This is a genomic window from Usitatibacter palustris, from assembly GCF_013003985.1.
Taxonomy (GTDB): domain Bacteria; phylum Pseudomonadota; class Gammaproteobacteria; order Burkholderiales; family Usitatibacteraceae; genus Usitatibacter; species Usitatibacter palustris.
In genome coordinates, this window is sequence record NZ_CP053073.1 from 733,701 (window position 1) to 749,885 (window position 16,185).

Here is a 16,185-nt window from a genome sequence, read left to right on the forward strand (position 1 = left end):
CGGTTCCCGCCAGTCCGACAAGGACGAGGACGCCCGCCAAGAGGAGAAGTAGGGTGGATTCCATCGAGAGAATATGAAGTCCGGTGTAGGACATGTCCGACTTCCCACCCGGCTGGCGCATTGTAACGTCGGCCATTGCCCCCCATAGCGTGGAAGCCCTTTCCCTATGAAAACCAAGGTAACTGAGCGCCGGCGCGCCCCGGACGACCAGACGGCGGCACAGCAGATGGCTGTGCTCCTGGCAGCCCTGACTGCCCTCAAGAAGGGAGACGGCAGTTTCCGCCTCCCCGACGACTGGGAAGGAACCGCCGGCAAGGTCGCCGACGTCTATCGCGACCTGCAGGAAATGAGCCTGCGGATGACCGACGAGCTGGTGACGCTGAGCCGCAAGGTCGGCCGCGAAGGCAAGCTGCGGCACCGGGCCTCGCTGGGTGACGCGCGCGGTTTCTGGAAGACCAAGATCGACAGCGTGAACCTGCTCATCGACGACCTCGTGCTGCCCACCGCGGAAACCTCGCGCGTGATCGGCGCGGTCGCGCAGGGCGACCTCTCGCAGTCGATGGCCCTCGAGTTCGAAGGCCAGACGCTGCAGGGCGAGTTCCTGAAGCAGGCCAAGACGATCAACAAGATGGTGGACCAGCTCGGTTCCTTCGCGTCGGAAGTGACGCGGGTGGCGCGCGAGGTGGGCACGGAAGGCAAGCTCGGCGGCCAGGCGCGCGTGAAGGGTGTGGCGGGCACGTGGAAGGATTTGACGGACAACGTGAACTCGATGGCCTCGAACCTCACGGGCCAGGTGCGGAACATCGCCGAAGTGAGTACCGCCGTCGCGCGGGGCGACTTGTCGAAGAAGATCACGGTCGACGTGAAGGGCGAGTTCCTCGAGCTCAAGAACACGATCAACACGATGGTGGACCAGCTGCGGTCCTTCGGTTCGGAAGTGTCGCGCGTGGCGCGCGAGGTGGGCACGGAAGGCAAGCTCGGCGGCCAGGCGCGAGTCGAAGGGGTCTCGGGCACGTGGAAGGACTTGACCGACTCCGTGAACTTCATGGCCGGCAACCTCACTTCACAGGTGCGAAACATCGCCGAAGTGACGACGGCCGTGGCGCGCGGCGACCTCTCGAAGAAGATCACCGTGGATGTGCGCGGCGAGATCCTCGAGGTGAAGAACACAGTGAACACGATGGTGGACCAGCTCTCGTCGTTCGCGTCGGAAGTGACGCGGGTGGCGCGCGAGGTGGGCACCGAAGGCAAGCTCGGCGGCCAGGCGCGAGTCGAGGGTGTCTCGGGTACGTGGAAGGACTTGACCGACTCCGTGAACTTCATGGCCGGCAACCTCACGTCTCAGGTGCGGAACATCGCCGAAGTGACGACGGCCGTGGCGCGGGGCGACCTCTCGAAGAAGATCACCGTGGACGTGCGCGGCGAGATCCTCGAGGTGAAGAACACGGTGAACACGATGGTGGACCAGCTCTCGTCGTTCGCGTCGGAAGTGACGCGGGTGGCGCGCGAGGTGGGCACGGACGGCAAGCTCGGCGGCCAGGCGCAGGTGCGCGGCGTGTCGGGCACGTGGAAGGACTTGACCGAGTCGGTGAACTTCATGGCCGGCAACCTCACGTCCCAGGTGCGCAACATCGCCGACGTGACGACGGCCGTGGCGCGCGGCGACCTCTCGAAGAAGATCACCGTGGACGTGAAGGGTGAAATTCTCGAGGTGAAGAACACGGTGAACACGATGGTGGACCAGCTCTCGTCGTTCGCCGCGGAAGTGACGCGGGTGGCGCGCGAGGTGGGCACGGACGGCAAGCTCGGCGGCCAGGCGCGCGTGAAGGGTGTCGCGGGCACGTGGAAGGACTTGACCGACAACGTGAACTCGATGGCTTCGAACCTGACCGGTCAGGTTCGCAACATCGCGGAAGTGACGACGGCCGTGGCGCGAGGCGACCTGTCCAAGAAGGTGACGGTGGACGTGAAGGGCGAAATCGCCGAGCTGAAGAACACGGTGAACACGATGGTGGACCAGCTCTCGACCTTCGCCGCGGAAGTGACGCGGATGGCGCGCGAGGTGGGCACGGAAGGCAAGCTCGGCGGCCAGGCGTGGGTGAAGGGCGTGGCCGGCACGTGGAAGGACTTGACCGACTCCGTGAACTCGATGGCCGGCAACTTGACGTCCCAGGTGCGCAACGTCGCGGAAGTGACGACGGCCGTGGCGCGCGGCGACTTGTCCAAGAAGATCACGGTGGACGTGAAGGGCGAGTTCCTCGAGCTGAAGGACACGATCAACACGATGGTGGACCAGCTGCGTTCGTTCGGCTCGGAAGTGACGCGGGTGGCGCGCGAAGTGGGCACGGAAGGCCAGCTCGGCGGCCAGGCGCGAGTCGAAGGCGTGTCGGGCACGTGGAAGGATTTGACCGACAACGTGAACTTCATGGCCGGCAACTTGACGGGCCAGGTGCGAGGCATCGCGAAGGTGGTGACCGCGGTCGCGAACGGCGACCTGAAGCAGAAACTCACGGTGGAAGCGAAGGGCGAGATCGCGGCGCTGGCGAGCACCATCAACAGCATGACGGACACGCTCGCGACGTTCGCCGAACAGGTGACGGGTGTCGCGCGCGAGGTGGGCGTTGAAGGCAAGCTCGGCGGCCAGGCGAAGGTGCCGGGTGCGGCGGGCACGTGGAAGGACTTGACCGAGAACGTGAACCAGCTCGCGGCCAACCTCACGGGCCAGGTGCGCGCGATCGCGCAGGTGGCTACCGCCGTGACGCAGGGTGACTTGACGCGATCGATCACGGTGGAGGCGCAAGGCGAAGTGGCTGCGCTGAAGGACACCATCAACGAGATGATCCGCAACCTCAAGGACACCACGCAGAAGAACACCGAGCAGGACTGGCTGAAGACCAACCTCGCGAAGTTCAGCCGGATGCTCCAGGGCCAGAAGAACCTCAACACCGTGGGCAGCCTGATCCTTTCGGAGCTCGCCCCCGTGGTCGCCGCGCAGGTCGCGCGCTTCTACGTTCTCGATACATCGTTCGAACAGCCGCAGCTGCGCCTCCTCGCCTCGTACGGCGCGGAAGGCCAGAAGGTCCACGGCCGCCGCCTGTCGCTGGGCGAAGGTCTCGTGGGCCAGGTCGCGATCGACAAGCGCAAGAGCCTCGTGGTCAACGTGCCCGAGGGTTACCTCGATGTCTCGTCGGGTGTGGGCGCTGCGGCGCCGCGCAACGTGCTCGTGCTGCCGGTCGTGTTCGAAGGCCAGGTGAAGGGCGTGCTCGAGCTGGGCTCCTTCGAGCGCTTCCCCGAGACGCACCAGGCGTTCCTCGAGCAGTTGATGGAATCGATCGGCATCGTGATCAACACGATCGAAGCCAACATGCGCACGGAGGACCTCCTCACGCAGTCGCAGTCGCTCGCGCAGGAGCTCGGTTCGCGCCAGGACGAACTGCAGAATACGAACCAGGAGCTGCAGGAGAAGGCGCAGCTGCTCGCCCACCAGAACCAGGAGGTGGAGCGCAAGAACGCGGAAGTCGAACAGGCCCGCCAGGACCTCGAGGAAAAGGCGCGCCAGCTCGCCCTCACCTCGAAGTACAAGTCGGAGTTCCTCGCGAACATGTCGCACGAGTTGCGCACGCCGTTGAACTCGCTGCTGATCCTCTCCGACCAGCTTTGCGCGAACCCGTCGGGCAACCTCACGGGCAAGCAGGTGGAGTTCGCGAAGACGATCCATTCGTCGGGCAACGACCTGCTGACGCTCATCAACGACATCCTCGACCTCTCGAAGATCGAGTCGGGCACGGTCGCGGTGGATGTGGGCGAGCTGCGCCTCGACGAGCTGCGCCGCTACGTGGAGCGCACGTTCCGGCACGTCGCCGAATCGAAGAAGCTCGACTTCTTCATCCGCAACGACGCGCAGTTGCCGCCGAGCATGTCCACGGACGCGAAGCGCCTGCAGCAGATCATCAAGAACCTGCTCTCCAACGCGTTCAAGTTCACGCACCGCGGCCAGGTGGCGCTCTCGATCGAGCCCGTGCATTCGGGCTGGGATCCGGACAACGAGGACCTCAACCGCGCGCCCGGCGTGATCGCCTTCACCGTGCGCGACACCGGCATCGGCATCCCGCCCGAGAAGCAGCTCATCATCTTCGAGGCGTTCCAGCAGGCCGATGGTTCGACGAGCCGCAAGTACGGCGGCACGGGCCTGGGTCTCGCGATCAGCCGCGAGCTCTCGCGCCTCCTGGGCGGCGAAATCCGCCTGACGAGCGCGCCGGGCGAGGGCAGCGCCTTCACGCTGTACCTGCCGGAGCGCTATTCGCTGCCGCGGTCCCGCAAGGGTCCGAACGAGGCGGCAGCCGTCGCGCATGCGGCGATCCTTGCCGCGCGCAGCGCGCCGCTGCCGGTGGTCGCTCGCACTGACGCACCCGCCGCCGTAGCGACCGAAGTGGCTGCCGAGGTGAACGTCGCATCCGACGATCGCGATTCAATCACCCCGGGCGATTCGGTGCTGCTCATCGTCGAGAACGACCTCGCGTTCGCGAACGTGCTCCTCGACGCGGCGCGCGAGCGCGGCTTCAAGGGGCTGGTGACTACGCTCGGCGCAGCAGCGCTCGGCCTCGCGCGCGAATACCACCCGTCGGCCGTGACGCTCGATATCTTCCTCTCCGACATCCAGGGCTGGCGCGTGCTCGATCGCCTCAAGGGCGACATCGAAACGCGCCACATTCCGGTGTGCGTCATCTCCACGGAAGAGGCGCGTGAACGCGCGCTGCAATCGGGCGCGCTGCACTTCCTGGCGAAGCCGCTGCAGAGCCGCGAGATCGTCGATCGGCTGCTCGACAGCATCAAGGCCTACGCGTCGCGCGACGTGAAGAACCTCCTCGTGGTGCAACCCGATCGCGCCAAGCTCGACAGCGTGGTGGGCTACCTCGAGCAGGCGAGCGACGTGAAGGTCACGGGCGCTCGCGATTCCGCATCGGCGCTCAAGGCGCTGCGCGCCGGCGGCGTGGACTGCATGGTGCTCGACCCCGAAGTGCCGGGCCTCACGCCCGAGGCGCTGATCGAGGAGGCGCGCACGCACGCGCAACCCGTGCCGATCATCGTCCACTCGGAGGAGGGGCGCGAGCTGCGCGATGAAGCGGTGTGGCAGCAACTGTCGCGCACCAGCCCGCTGTGCTGGGTTCACACGATCGACCGGCTGCTCGACCAGACCACGGTGTATCTGCACCGCGACGCGAGCCGCCTGCCGCAGGACCAGCGCGGCGCGCTCGAGGGGATCTACCAGTCCAACCGCTGGCTCGCGGGCCGCAAGGTACTGGTGGTCGACGACGACATGCGCAACATCTTCGCGCTCTCGACGGTGCTCGAGGACTACGATATGCGCATCCTCACCGCCGACAACGGCCGCGACGCGATCGAGATCGTGCAGAGCGAACCGGACATCGACGTGGTGCTGATGGATATCATGATGCCGGAGATGGATGGCCTGGAGACCATGCGCGAGATCCGCAAGCTTCCCGCCGGGCGCGACCTGCCGATGATCGCGGTGACCGCGAAGGCGATGAAGGGTGACCGCCAGCGCTGCCTGGAAGCGGGCGCGTGGGACTACCTGTCGAAGCCCGTCGAGACGCAGCAATTGCTCGCGACGTTGCGCGCATGGTTGAAGCCGTGACCGACCACCCGCCCGGTTCGGCCGCGATCCTCGCGGTCGACGACCGTCCCGACAAGATCCTCGTCCTGCGGACGGTCCTCGAGGAGCTGGGGCAGGAGGTCGTCTCCGTGAGCTCGGGCCAGGAAGCGCTCAAGGAAATCCTCGAGCGCGACTTCGCCGTGATCCTGCTCGACATCAACATGCCGGGCCTGGATGGCTTCGAGACCGCGGAGCTCATCCGCAAGCGCAAGCGTTCGGCGCACACGCCGATCATCTTCATGACGGCGTACGCGGACGAGATGCACGCGATCCGCGCCTACAAGCTGGGCGCCGTGGACTTCATCCTCACGCCGTTCGCGCCGGAAGTGCTGCGCGCCAAGGTGCGGGTGTTCGTCGAGCTGCACCTCATGGCCGAGGCCGTGCGCAACGCCGCCGACCAGCGCGTGGCGCTCGCTCGTGAGCAAGCCCTGCGCGGTGCCGCGGAGGAAGCGGTGCGCCGCTCGGCATTCCTGGCCGAAGGCGGACGCCTGCTCGCGAGCTCGCTCGAAGCCGAGATGCTCGCCCGGGACTTCGTGCACTTCGCGGTGCCTTACCTCGGCAGCCTCGCGCTGCTCGCACTCGTGGACGACCAGGGGCGCATCATGCGCACCGAAGTCGCCTGGAGCGATCCGGAAATGACGACCGGGCGCAAGGCGCGCTCGGTGTTGCGAGTGCTCGATGCGCCGTTCGAGGAAACGATCGCGCGCGCGCTCGAATCGGGCAAGTCCGAGGTCGCCACGACGGCGATCGGCGAGGACGGCCTCCACATCGAACGCATCGAGGGCGGCACGCAGGAAGCGCTCGCGATGTCGTTCCGGCCGCAGGCGATCGTTGTCCATCCGTTGCGCGCGCGCGGACGCACGCTCGGAGCACTGGCGATCGCACTCGCGCCGCCCCGCGCGCGCTTCAGCGCCGCCGAGCTGGCACTGGGCGACGACATCGCCGGCCGCGTCGCGATCGCGATCGACAACGCGATGCTCTATCGCCAGGTCCGCGACAACGACCGGCGCAAGGACGAATTCCTCGCGATGCTCGCCCACGAGCTGCGCAGCCCGCTTGCTCCCATCCGCAACGCGATCGAAGTCATGCGCGCAATGGGCCCGAGCGAGGAGCGCTGGCCCTGGGCGCGCGACATCATCGACCGCCAGTCCAAGCAGCTCGTGCGGCTGGTGGATGACCTGCTCGACGTATCGCGCATCACCAGCGGGAAGATCCAGCTGCGCACCGAGGACGTCGATGTCGCCTCCGTGCTGCAGTCGGCCGTCGAAACCAGCCGGCCGCTGATCGAGGAGCGCCGCCACGAGCTCGCGATGACGTTGCCCGACCGGCCGCTCGCGGTGCGCGGCGATGCGGCGCGCATCGCACAGACGCTCGCGAACCTCCTGAACAACGCGGCGAAGTACACCTCGCCGGGCGGACGCATCGCGGTGAGCGCCGGGGCCGAAGGCAACGAAGTCGTCTTCAAGGTGAGCGACACGGGCCTGGGCATACCGGCTCCGATGCTCGACGGCATCTTCGATCTCTTTTCGCAGCTCGATCACTCGCTCGACCGCTCGCAAGGGGGCCTGGGCATCGGCCTCACGCTGGTGAAGCGTCTTGTGGAAGCGCAGGGCGGCACCGTGGGCGCGAAGAGCGAGGGGCTCAACTGCGGTTCGGAGTTCTCGATTCGTTTGCCCCTCTCGGCGGGCGTGCCGCGCGCGCAGCAGGCCTCGAAGTCGTCGGCACCGACGCCCCGGAGGCGCATCCTCGTCGTCGAGGATCACGCGGACACGGCGCAGACGCTCGCGACCCTGGTGGCGCTCGACGGCCACGAGGTGCGCGCGGTCCACGATGGGCCCGCCGCGCTGGAGATGGCGCCCGGCTACCTTCCCGAAGTCATCCTCATCGACATCGGGCTGCCGGGCATGGACGGATTCGAAGTCGCGCGCCGCATGCGAGCGCTCGCGCAAACGCGCGCGAGCTTGCTGGTGGCGGTGACGGGTTACGGGCAGGAGCGCGACCGGCGCATGGCGCTGGCTGCGGGCTTCGACGAACATCTCGTGAAGCCGGTGAATGTGCAGGCGCTGTGTGCGGTCATCCGCGAGAAGCGCCATGCCGCGGAGGTGACATGAGTGAATTGGAAGCTGTGCTCCGCGACGCGCTGCGCGTGCGGCTGCTCCGGCGGATGGGTCATGCCATCCAGCACGACCTCAAGGCGCCGGTGCAGGGAATCTCGTGGTCGCTGGACCTCGCGCAACGCGCGGCGTCGAAACCGGAAGTCGATGACGCGACGCGCGAGCAGATCAACAAGGCCGTGGCCATGGCGAGGCGCGAGCTTGCCCGCCTCGAGCGCAATGCGCGCGGCTTGCTCGCCGATATCGGCGTGATCGATGAAGAACATGAGGCCTTCGACCTCGGCGAGCTGGTGAGCGAGCTCGCTCGCCACTTCGTCACGGAGGCGGCGATGCGCGAGCTGCAGCTCGTGATCGCGGTGCCCGACAGCCCCGTGCCGGTCCAGGGGCCGCGGACCGACGTGGCCCAGGCGATCCTCGTTTGCCTGGTGAATGCGCTCGACGCGCTGCCCAGCGGCGGGCGTGCCGAGCTCATCGTGCGATTCGACGGCGATGAGGCCACGGTGGAGATCCTGGACGACGCGCCCACGGGTGCGGCCGCCACCGAGTACTCGCTGTCCGTGCTGGGAACGCGAATCGCGCACAAAGCCCTGGGGGCGTGTGGCGGGCGTCTTCACATCGAGGAGCGCGCACGCCCCTGGCGCCGGTCGACCTGCGTGCGGCTGCCGCTCGCGTCGGCGCCGTTACTCGCCGCGCGGCCGCAAGCGGTCGAACAGGCCCTCTAGGGTCGCGGCATCGATCGGTTTTTCGTAATAGTCGTCGATACCGACTTCGAGGCACCGGTCGCGGTGCACCGCGCTGCTGAAGCCTGATAGACCAACCAGTCGGACGGTTGCGAAGGACGGATCGTCGCGCAACCGCTTCGCGACTTCATAGCCGCTCACGTCGGGCAATCGCAGGTCGAGCAGGATGAGGTCGGGACGCTTCTCCATGGCCACGCTGATCGCACCCGCGCCGTCATGGGCGACGAAGGTTTCGTGGCCCATGCTCGAGAGCAGCATCGCCAATATCTCGGCGCCGTCCACGCTGTCGTCGACAATCAGAACGCGCCAACCTCCGGCCATTTCCCCTCCCCAGTGAGCCCCGGGGCCTATGCTATCTTGAATCGCATGACGGTCAACCGGAATGCAGCGAAACGCGACGAAGTGGTCGGCGCCCTTTCGCGCGTGCTCGCGCGCGAGGCGCTGCTCGCCGAGCGCGAGGAGCTCATGCCCTACGAGTGCGACGGGCTCTCCGCGTATCGCGCGACACCCCTGGCCGCAGCGCTCCCCGCGAACGAAAGCGAGGTGGCCGCGGTGCTCGCCGTGGCGCGGGCAACCGGAACGCCGGTCGTGGCGCGCGGCTCCGGCACGGGGCTTTCCGGGGGCGCCTTGCCCCTGGCCGATGGCATCCTCCTGTCGCTCGCGAAGTTCAGCGCCGTCGTCGCGATCGACGCGCTCGCGCGCACGGCGCGCGTGCAGCCGGGCGTTCGCAACCTGCGCATCTCGGAATCGGTGGCGCACCTGGGCCTCTACTACGCGCCCGATCCGTCGAGCCAGATCGCCTGTTCCATCGGCGGAAACGTCGCCGAGAATTCCGGCGGCGTGCATTGCCTCAAGTACGGCCTCACGGTGCACAACATCCTCAAGGTCCGCGCGATGACGATCGATGGCGACGTCGTGGACTTCGGTTCGGCCGCGCTCGATTCGCCGGGCTACGACCTGCTCGCCCTCATCACCGGCTCCGAGGGACTGCTCGCGCTCACGCTCGAAGTCACCGTGAAGCTGCTGCCGCGTCCCGAGCTCGCACAAGTGGTCATGGCTTCCTTCCCGAGCGTCGAAGCCGCGGGCAATGCCGTGGCCAACGTCATCGGTGCGGGCATCGTGCCCGCGGGGCTCGAGCTGATGGACAAGCTCGCCACGAGCGCCGTCGAGGACTATGTGCACGCCGGCTACGACCTCGACGCCGAGGCGATCCTCCTGTGCGAATCCGACGGCTCGCGCGAGGAAGTGGCCGACGAGATCGCGCGGATGATCGCCGTGATGCAAGCCGCGGGCGCAACACGCGTCGCCGTTTCCGCCGACGAGCGCGAACGGCTGAAGTACTGGTCGGGGCGCAAGGCCGCGTTCCCGGCCGTGGGGCGCATTTCGCCCGACTACTACTGCATCGATGGCTCCATCCCGCGCGCGGCGCTGGCGAAGGTGCTGGGGCGCATCGAGGAACTGTCGAAGCATTACGGCCTGCGCTGCGCGAACGTATTCCACGCGGGCGACGGCAACCTGCATCCGCTGATCCTCTACGACGCGAACATCCCGGGCGAGCTGGAAAAGACCGAGGAGTTCGCCGGGGAAATCCTCGAGCTCTCGATCGCCGTGGGCGGCACCATCACGGGCGAGCATGGCGTGGGCGTGGAGAAGATCAACCAGATGTGCCTGCAGTTCAAGCCGCAGGAGCTCGCGCAGTTCCACGCCGTGAAGGCCGCGTTCGATCCGCAGGGACTGCTGAATCCGGGCAAGGCCGTGCCGACGCTGCATCGCTGCGCGGAGCATGGCGCGATGCGGGTGTCGCGCGGCGCGCTGCCCTTTCCCGACCTGCCGCGCTTCTGATGCGCTCGGAACTCGCGCGCGCCCTCGCTTCGGTGGTTCCGCCGCCGACCGTCCTCGACGACGAGGAGAGCCTGCGGCCCTTCGAGACCGATGCCTTCATCATGCGGCGCGCGCTGCCGCTGCTCGCCGCGATTCCCGATAGTGAAGCGCAAGTGCCCGGGATCATTCGCGCCTGCCGCGAGCGCGGCGTGCCCGTCGTGACGCGAGGCGCGGGTACCGGGATTTCCGGCGGCGCGATTCCGCACGAGCAAGGCGCGCTCCTGGTGATGGCCCGGATGCGGAACATCCTTTCCGTGGACGCACTTGCGCGCACCGCGGTCGTCGAACCCGGCGTTCGCAATCTCGCCGTGTCGGAAGCCGCGGCGCCGCATGGTTTGTTCTACGCGCCCGATCCATCGAGCCAGTCGGTGTGCTCGATCGGCGGCAACGTCGCGGAGAATTCGGGCGGCGTGCATTGCCTCAAGTACGGATTCACCACGCAGAACATCTGCGCGCTTCGTGCCTACGATGGCACGGGTGAACGCCTCGACCTGGGCTCCGAAGCGCTCGATGCCCCGGGCTACGACCTGATGGCGCTGATGACCGGCAGCGAAGGCAACCTGGGCGTGATCACGCGCATCACCGTGCGCCTCGTGCCGCTGCCCGAAGCGACGGAAACGCTGCTCGCGACATTCCCCTCGGTGCGCGCGGCCGCGGAAGCCGTCGGCGAGATCATCGGCGCGGGCATCATTCCCGCGGCGCTGGAGATGATGGACCGCATCGTGATCGATGCCTGCGAGCAGTTCATGGGCCTCGGTTTTCCGAAGGATGGCGAAGCTTTGCTGCTCGTGGAAGTCGATGGCGGCCGCGAGGATGTGGACGATGCGTTCGCGCGCCTGCGCTCGATTCTCGAGACGTGCGGCGCCATCGAGATTCGCGCCGCGAACGACGAACGTGAACGTGCGGAACTGTGGCGCGCGCGCAAGGGCGCCTTCACCGCGCTCGCCAATATCCACCCCGATTACTACACGATCGACGGAACCATCCCGCGCCGCTGCCTGGCCGACGTGCTCGATCGCACGGTCGCCCTCGCGAAGGAATACGGCCTGGTCGTGGGCAACGTGTTCCATGCGGGCGACGGCAACATCCATCCGTGCATCTTCTACGACGCATCCGTCCCGGGCGATCTCGAGAAGAGCGAAGCGCTGGGGGCGCGCGTGCTCGAGATCTGCATCGAGGTCGGCGGAACGATCACGGGCGAGCATGGCGTGGGCATCGAGAAGCTCCGCCAGATGTGCCAGCAGTTCCGCGCGCCCGAGATCGCGGCTTTCCACGCGGTGAAGCATGCGTTCGATCCCGAAGGCATCCTCAACCCGGGGAAGGCCGTGCCCACGCTCAAGCGCTGCGCCGAGTGGGGCGGGATGCACGTGCGCTCGGGGGCGATTCCGCACCCCGAGATCCCGCGGTTCTAGCCATGGATATCGCGGCCCTCGTCGAACGCGTGCGCGAAAGCGCGGAGAAGAAGCGGTGGCTCCGCATTCGCGGCGGCGGCTCCAAGGATTTCTACGGCGGGCCCCTGCAGGGGGACGTCGTCGACGTCGCGTCGTACGAGGGCATCATCGCCTACGAACCGCGCGAGCTCGTGCTCACGGTGCGCGCCGGTACGCGCCTCGCCGACGTGGAAACCGTGCTCGCCGCGGAGCGGCAGATGCTGCCGTTCGAACCGCCGCACTTCGGCGAAGCCGCGACGATCGGCGGGACGGTGGCCGCGGGATTCTCGGGTCCGCGCCGTCCCTATTCCGGTGCCGCACGCGACTTCGTCCTCGGCGCGCGCATCGTCAACGGCAAGGGCGAGGACCTCTCGTTCGGCGGGCGCGTCATCAAGAACGTCGCGGGCTACGACGTTTCGCGCCTGATGGCCGGCGCTTTGGGCACGCTGGGAATCCTCACCGAACTTTCCTTCAAGGTCCTGCCGCGTCCTTCAGTAGAGGCGACGATCGCGTTCTCGCTCGACGAAGCGAAGGCGATCGAGCAGGCCAATCGCTGGGCGGGCCTGCCGCTGCCGTTGTCGGGCGCGGCGTGGGTGGACGGCGTGCTGCGCGTGCGGTTGTCAGGCGCGCAGAGCGCTGTGAATGCCGCGCGGGCGAAGATGGGCGGTGACGAGGTAGCCGACGGCGAATCGTTCTGGCGCGACCTGCGTGAACACCGGCTCGCGTTCTTCCGCGAAGGGCAGCCGCTGTGGCGGCTCTCCGTTCCGCAGACGGCGGCGCCGATCTCGACCGCGCACCCGCAATTGATCGACTGGGGTGGCGGCCAGCGCTGGGTGAGCGGCGCACTCGACGCGGCGGACATCCGTTCGCGCGTCGAATCCGCAGGCGGGCACGCCACGCTCTTCCGCGGCGGCGACAAATCGGTGGGCGTCTTCCATCCGCTGCAGCCCGCCGTCGCGAAGATCCACGCGCGGCTCAAGGAGGCCTTCGATCCGGCCGGCATCCTCAACCGCGGACGTCTCTACGACTTCTGATGCAAACCAATCTCGCTGACTGGATCAAGGATTCGCCCCAGGGCCTCGAGGCCGACGCGATCCTGCGCAAGTGCGTGCACTGCGGCTTCTGCCTCGCGACCTGTCCGACGTACGGCCTGCTGGGCGACGAGCTCGACAGCCCGCGCGGACGCATCTACCTCATGAAGCAGATGCTCGAGGGCGCGGCCGTCACCGAAACGACGCAGATCCACCTCGATCGTTGCCTGACTTGCCGCGCGTGTGAAACGACGTGTCCCTCGGGCGTGCAGTACGGGCGCCTGGTGGATATCGGCCGCGAGCTCGTCGAGGAGAAGGTGCCGCGCGGCTTGTTCACTCGCGCCAAGCGGTGGGTGCTGCGTCATGCGTTGCTCTCGCCGACGCTCTTCGGGGCCGCGCTCGGCATGGGGCGCGCGTTCCGCGGGCTGCTGCCCGAGTCGATCGCCCGCACGGTTCCTGCCCTGCGCGAGGCGGGCGAACGCCCCGCGGTGCGGCACGCGCGGCGCATGCTCGTGCTCGAAGGCTGCGTGCAGCCGGCGATCGCGCCGTCGATCAATGCCGCCACCGCGCGCGTGCTCGACCGCCTGGGCATCTCGCTGCTCGCGACACCTGCGGCAGCCTGTTGCGGCGCCGTGTCCCATCACCTGAATGCGCAGGACGAAGCGCTCGGGTACGTGCGAGCGAACATCGACGCGTGGTGGCCGCAGGTCGAGGCGGGCGCCGAGGCGATCGTCATCACGGCGAGCGGCTGCGGGACGATGGTCGCGGAGTACGGGCACCTGCTGCGCAACGATCCGGCCTATGCCACCAAGGCGGCGCGCATCTCGGCGCTTGCAAAGGATGTCTCCGAGATCGTGGCGGCGGAGCGCGCAGCGCTGGCGAAGCTCCTTGCGGGCAAGCCCGCGCAAGCGAAGCTCGCGTTCCATTCGCCCTGCAGCCTGCAGCACGGGTTGCGCATCACGGGCGTGGTGGAGTCGATCCTGCGCGACGCGGGGTTCACGCTCACCGCGGTTCCCGATGGCCACCTGTGCTGCGGATCGGCGGGCACGTATTCGATCCTGCAGCCTGAGCTGTCGCAGCAATTGCTCGCGAACAAAGTGACCGCGCTGGAATCGGGTGCGCCGGAGATGATCGCCACGGCGAACATCGGCTGCCTCTCGCACATCGCCTCGGGATCGCAGCGGCCGGTGCGCCACTGGATCGAGATCCTCGACGATCAGTTGCGCCGGTAGAGGACCAGCACCTCGCTCTTGTCGCCGGGGCGCGATCCGCGCCAGATCTCGGTCCATCCCGGGCCGGCCGGGGCGACGCGCGAGGGCGCGGTCTGCACCATCATGATCCGGCACACGGGCGCGGCCGGACTGTCGGGCCGGAAGAAATTGAGCCCCGAGTAGTGCCCGAAGAGCGCGCGCTGCGATTCGCCGACGCCCTCGCTGATCACGCACTTGTAGCCGACCGGCAGCGCCTGGTTGAGGCTTGCGGCGAGGGGCCGGTAGCTGCGCGCATAGTCGATCGCCGGTACACCGAGCGTCATCATCAGCATCCACACCATCGTGATGCCCGCGGCCCAGTTGACGAGCGCGCGGCGCGTCGTGCGTAGCGAACGCGCGACCACTGCAAGCCAGATGAGGGTCAGCAGCGCCGCCGCGGCAAAGGGCAGGAAGCGGAACGTGTACTTGAACCCCGGTAGCTCCGCACCGATCCGGATCGCGACGGCCTCGGGGCTGCCGGTGATCGCGGCCACCCACGCGATCCAGATGAGGGCGGCCATCAGGAAGAACGTGGTGAGACCGAACCAGTCGAGCGCACTCGCCGCGCCGCGGCGCAGCGTATCGACCTCGGCCACGCCCAGCAGGGCGAGCGGCACCAGCATCGGCAAGGCGTTCACTTCGCGCGCCTCGGCGAACAGCGAGAGGCCCACGAAGAACACGAGGAACGCGACGAAGGGCAGGTGCAGGTCCGTGCGCGTCGCCAGGGTCTTGCGCGCGCGCCAGATGCTCCAGGCCGCGAGCGGCCAGGCCGGCCACGCATGCCATGGGAGCGTCTTCGCGAAGTAGACGAGATCGAGCAGGCCGGCGCGCGACCCGCGGTCCGACCAGCGCGAGGCGAGGGCGCGCGAGAGCCACATGTCGAGCAGCGCCGGATTGGCGGTGAAGAGCATGCACGGCCACAGGGCGAGGAGCGGAATCGCGCAGACGACCGCGATCGCGGCGGTGGTCGCGTAGGCGCGCGTGCGCCAGGCGCTCGAGGCGAGCGGCAGTGCGGCCATCAGCGCCGCGAGCAGGCCCAGCGAGAGGAATCCATCGCCCAGGAACGCGACGCCGAGCGCCACGCCCGTGACGACGCCGGCGATCTTTTCCTTTCGTTGCGAGAGCGCGAGTCCGTAGACACCCAGCGCGATGCCCGAAAGCCCCGCGAGGTCGGTGTTCATCTCGTGCGCGCGCAGCAGCAGGCCCAGGCAGCCGATGAAGAGCAGCACGGCGATCCGTACGCTGCGCTCGCCCATGAGCTCGCGCGCCGTGAGCCCCATGCACGTGAGCGTGATCGCCATGAACGTGCCCGCGGACAGGCGCATCGCGTCGTGCAGCGGGAGGAACCAACCGAAAAGCGTGCCGTGCAGGCCCGCGACCCAGTAGTAGAGCGGCGCCTTTTCCATCCACGGCTCGCCGGCGATGCGCGCGAGGACCCAGTGGCCCGAGCGCAGCATGTCGCTCACGATGCCGAAGACGATCGCCTCGTCGCCCTTCCACGGATCGTGGCCGACGAGGCCCGGCAGCAGCCACGCCGCGCAGACGATCAGGAAGAGCACGGCCTTCACCGGCGTGCGCGTGCCGTCGTAGGCGATGCGGCCGCTCAGGGTGTCGGAAAGACGGCTCGCGGACATGGGCTCAATTGTAGTCGTGCAAATGAAAAGGGCAGCCCGCGTGGGCTGCCCTTTCGATGCTGCGGGCGATGCCGATCAACCGGCCTTCGCGGGCGTCTTCTTCGCGTAGCGCTTGTTGAACTTGTCCACGCGGCCGGCCGTGTCCATGATCTTCTGCTTGCCCGTGTAGAACGGATGCGACTCCGCCGAGATTTCGATCTTGTAGACCGGATACTCGTTGCCGTCCTTCCACTTGATGGTCTCGGACGTCGAGACCGTCGAGCGCGTCACGAAGCCGAAATCGCAGGAAGTGTCGAGGAACACCACTTCACGATAGTTGGGATGGATGCCTGCTTTCATCGTTCTCGCCTTTCGCCGGGAGCTAATTCGGGGCCCGATCGTTGCCGGACTCCGGGAAAACACGCATTATCCAAGAAAACCCCAATGAAAGC

General features: G+C 67.6%; 10 protein-coding genes. 7 read left to right on the plus strand and 3 right to left on the minus strand.

Annotation, left to right across the window (positions count from 1 at the left end; translation table 11 throughout):
• Positions 1-166: 166 nt before the first annotated feature.
• Genes DSM104440_RS19360 through DSM104440_RS03925 form a run of 3 tightly spaced genes read left to right on the plus strand, consistent with a single transcriptional unit; the run spans position 167 to position 8,510 of the window.
• Positions 167-5,656 (plus strand): HAMP domain-containing protein, encoded by a 5,490-nt coding sequence (locus DSM104440_RS19360; protein ID WP_171160756.1) that lies wholly within the window; start codon positions 167-169, stop codon positions 5,654-5,656.
• A complete protein-coding gene (locus DSM104440_RS03920; protein ID WP_171160758.1) occupies positions 5,641-7,785 on the plus strand; it encodes an ATP-binding response regulator in 2,145 nt (714 codons plus the stop codon). The genes DSM104440_RS19360 and DSM104440_RS03920 overlap by 16 nt, the downstream gene beginning before the upstream one ends.
• Complete coding sequence (locus DSM104440_RS03925) at positions 7,782-8,510, plus strand: sensor histidine kinase (RefSeq protein WP_171160760.1); 729 nt, start codon at positions 7,782-7,784, stop codon at positions 8,508-8,510. The genes DSM104440_RS03920 and DSM104440_RS03925 overlap by 4 nt, the downstream gene beginning before the upstream one ends.
• On the opposite strand, the gene DSM104440_RS03930 is transcribed toward DSM104440_RS03925, so the two are convergent.
• Entirely contained in the window at positions 8,469-8,849 is a 381-nt protein-coding gene (locus DSM104440_RS03930; protein ID WP_171160762.1) for a response regulator, read from the minus strand. The genes DSM104440_RS03925 and DSM104440_RS03930 overlap by 42 nt on opposite strands.
• A gap of 45 nt (positions 8,850-8,894) precedes the next feature.
• Here DSM104440_RS03930 and DSM104440_RS03935 point away from each other — a divergent pair, with 45 nt between their 5' ends.
• The 4 genes from DSM104440_RS03935 to glcF are packed head-to-tail and all read left to right on the plus strand — an operon-like array spanning position 8,895 to position 14,102.
• Entirely contained in the window at positions 8,895-10,370 is a 1,476-nt protein-coding gene (locus DSM104440_RS03935; protein ID WP_171160765.1) for an FAD-linked oxidase C-terminal domain-containing protein, read from the plus strand.
• A complete protein-coding gene (locus tag DSM104440_RS03940) occupies positions 10,370-11,821 on the plus strand; it encodes an FAD-linked oxidase C-terminal domain-containing protein (protein ID WP_171160767.1) in 1,452 nt (483 codons plus the stop codon). Before DSM104440_RS03935 ends, DSM104440_RS03940 begins: the two co-directional genes overlap by 1 nt.
• Before the next feature lie 2 nt (positions 11,822-11,823).
• Complete coding sequence (gene glcE / locus DSM104440_RS03945) at positions 11,824-12,873, plus strand: glycolate oxidase subunit GlcE (RefSeq protein ID WP_171160768.1); 1,050 nt, start codon at positions 11,824-11,826, stop codon at positions 12,871-12,873.
• A complete protein-coding gene (glcF, locus tag DSM104440_RS03950; RefSeq protein WP_171160769.1) occupies positions 12,873-14,102 on the plus strand; it encodes a glycolate oxidase subunit GlcF in 1,230 nt (409 codons plus the stop codon). The genes glcE and glcF overlap by 1 nt, the downstream gene beginning before the upstream one ends.
• On the opposite strand, the gene DSM104440_RS03955 is transcribed toward glcF, so the two are convergent.
• Together DSM104440_RS03955 and DSM104440_RS03960 are read right to left on the minus strand one after the other, a co-directional pair.
• Complete coding sequence (locus DSM104440_RS03955) at positions 14,087-15,754, minus strand: ArnT family glycosyltransferase (RefSeq protein WP_171160770.1); 1,668 nt, start codon at positions 15,752-15,754, stop codon at positions 14,087-14,089. The genes glcF and DSM104440_RS03955 overlap by 16 nt on opposite strands.
• 75 nt (positions 15,755-15,829) lie before the next feature.
• Positions 15,830-16,093: a type B 50S ribosomal protein L31 gene (locus tag DSM104440_RS03960; protein ID WP_171160771.1), complete on the minus strand. Its 264-nt coding sequence runs from the start codon at positions 16,091-16,093 to the stop codon at positions 15,830-15,832.
• Positions 16,094-16,185 lie beyond the last annotated feature (92 nt).

What these genes read in the sequence shown, in the direction of transcription:
- DSM104440_RS03935 (WP_171160765.1), top strand. Translation starts at nt 8,895, where the DNA reads ATGACGGTCAACCGGAATGCAGCGAAACGCGACGAAGTGGTCGGCGCC.
- DSM104440_RS19360 (WP_171160756.1), top strand. Translation starts at nt 167, where the DNA reads ATGAAAACCAAGGTAACTGAGCGCCGGCGCGCCCCGGACGACCAGACG.
- DSM104440_RS03940 (WP_171160767.1), top strand. Translation starts at nt 10,370, where the DNA reads ATGCGCTCGGAACTCGCGCGCGCCCTCGCTTCGGTGGTTCCGCCGCCG.
- DSM104440_RS03930 (WP_171160762.1), bottom strand. Translation starts at nt 8,849, where the DNA reads ATGGCCGGAGGTTGGCGCGTTCTGATTGTCGACGACAGCGTGGACGGC.
- DSM104440_RS03925 (WP_171160760.1), top strand. Translation starts at nt 7,782, where the DNA reads ATGAGTGAATTGGAAGCTGTGCTCCGCGACGCGCTGCGCGTGCGGCTG.
- glcE (WP_171160768.1), top strand. Translation starts at nt 11,824, where the DNA reads ATGGATATCGCGGCCCTCGTCGAACGCGTGCGCGAAAGCGCGGAGAAG.
- DSM104440_RS03955 (WP_171160770.1), bottom strand. Translation starts at nt 15,754, where the DNA reads ATGTCCGCGAGCCGTCTTTCCGACACCCTGAGCGGCCGCATCGCCTAC.
- DSM104440_RS03960 (WP_171160771.1), bottom strand. Translation starts at nt 16,093, where the DNA reads ATGAAAGCAGGCATCCATCCCAACTATCGTGAAGTGGTGTTCCTCGAC.
- glcF (WP_171160769.1), top strand. Translation starts at nt 12,873, where the DNA reads ATGCAAACCAATCTCGCTGACTGGATCAAGGATTCGCCCCAGGGCCTC.
- DSM104440_RS03920 (WP_171160758.1), top strand. Translation starts at nt 5,641, where the DNA reads ATGGTTGAAGCCGTGACCGACCACCCGCCCGGTTCGGCCGCGATCCTC.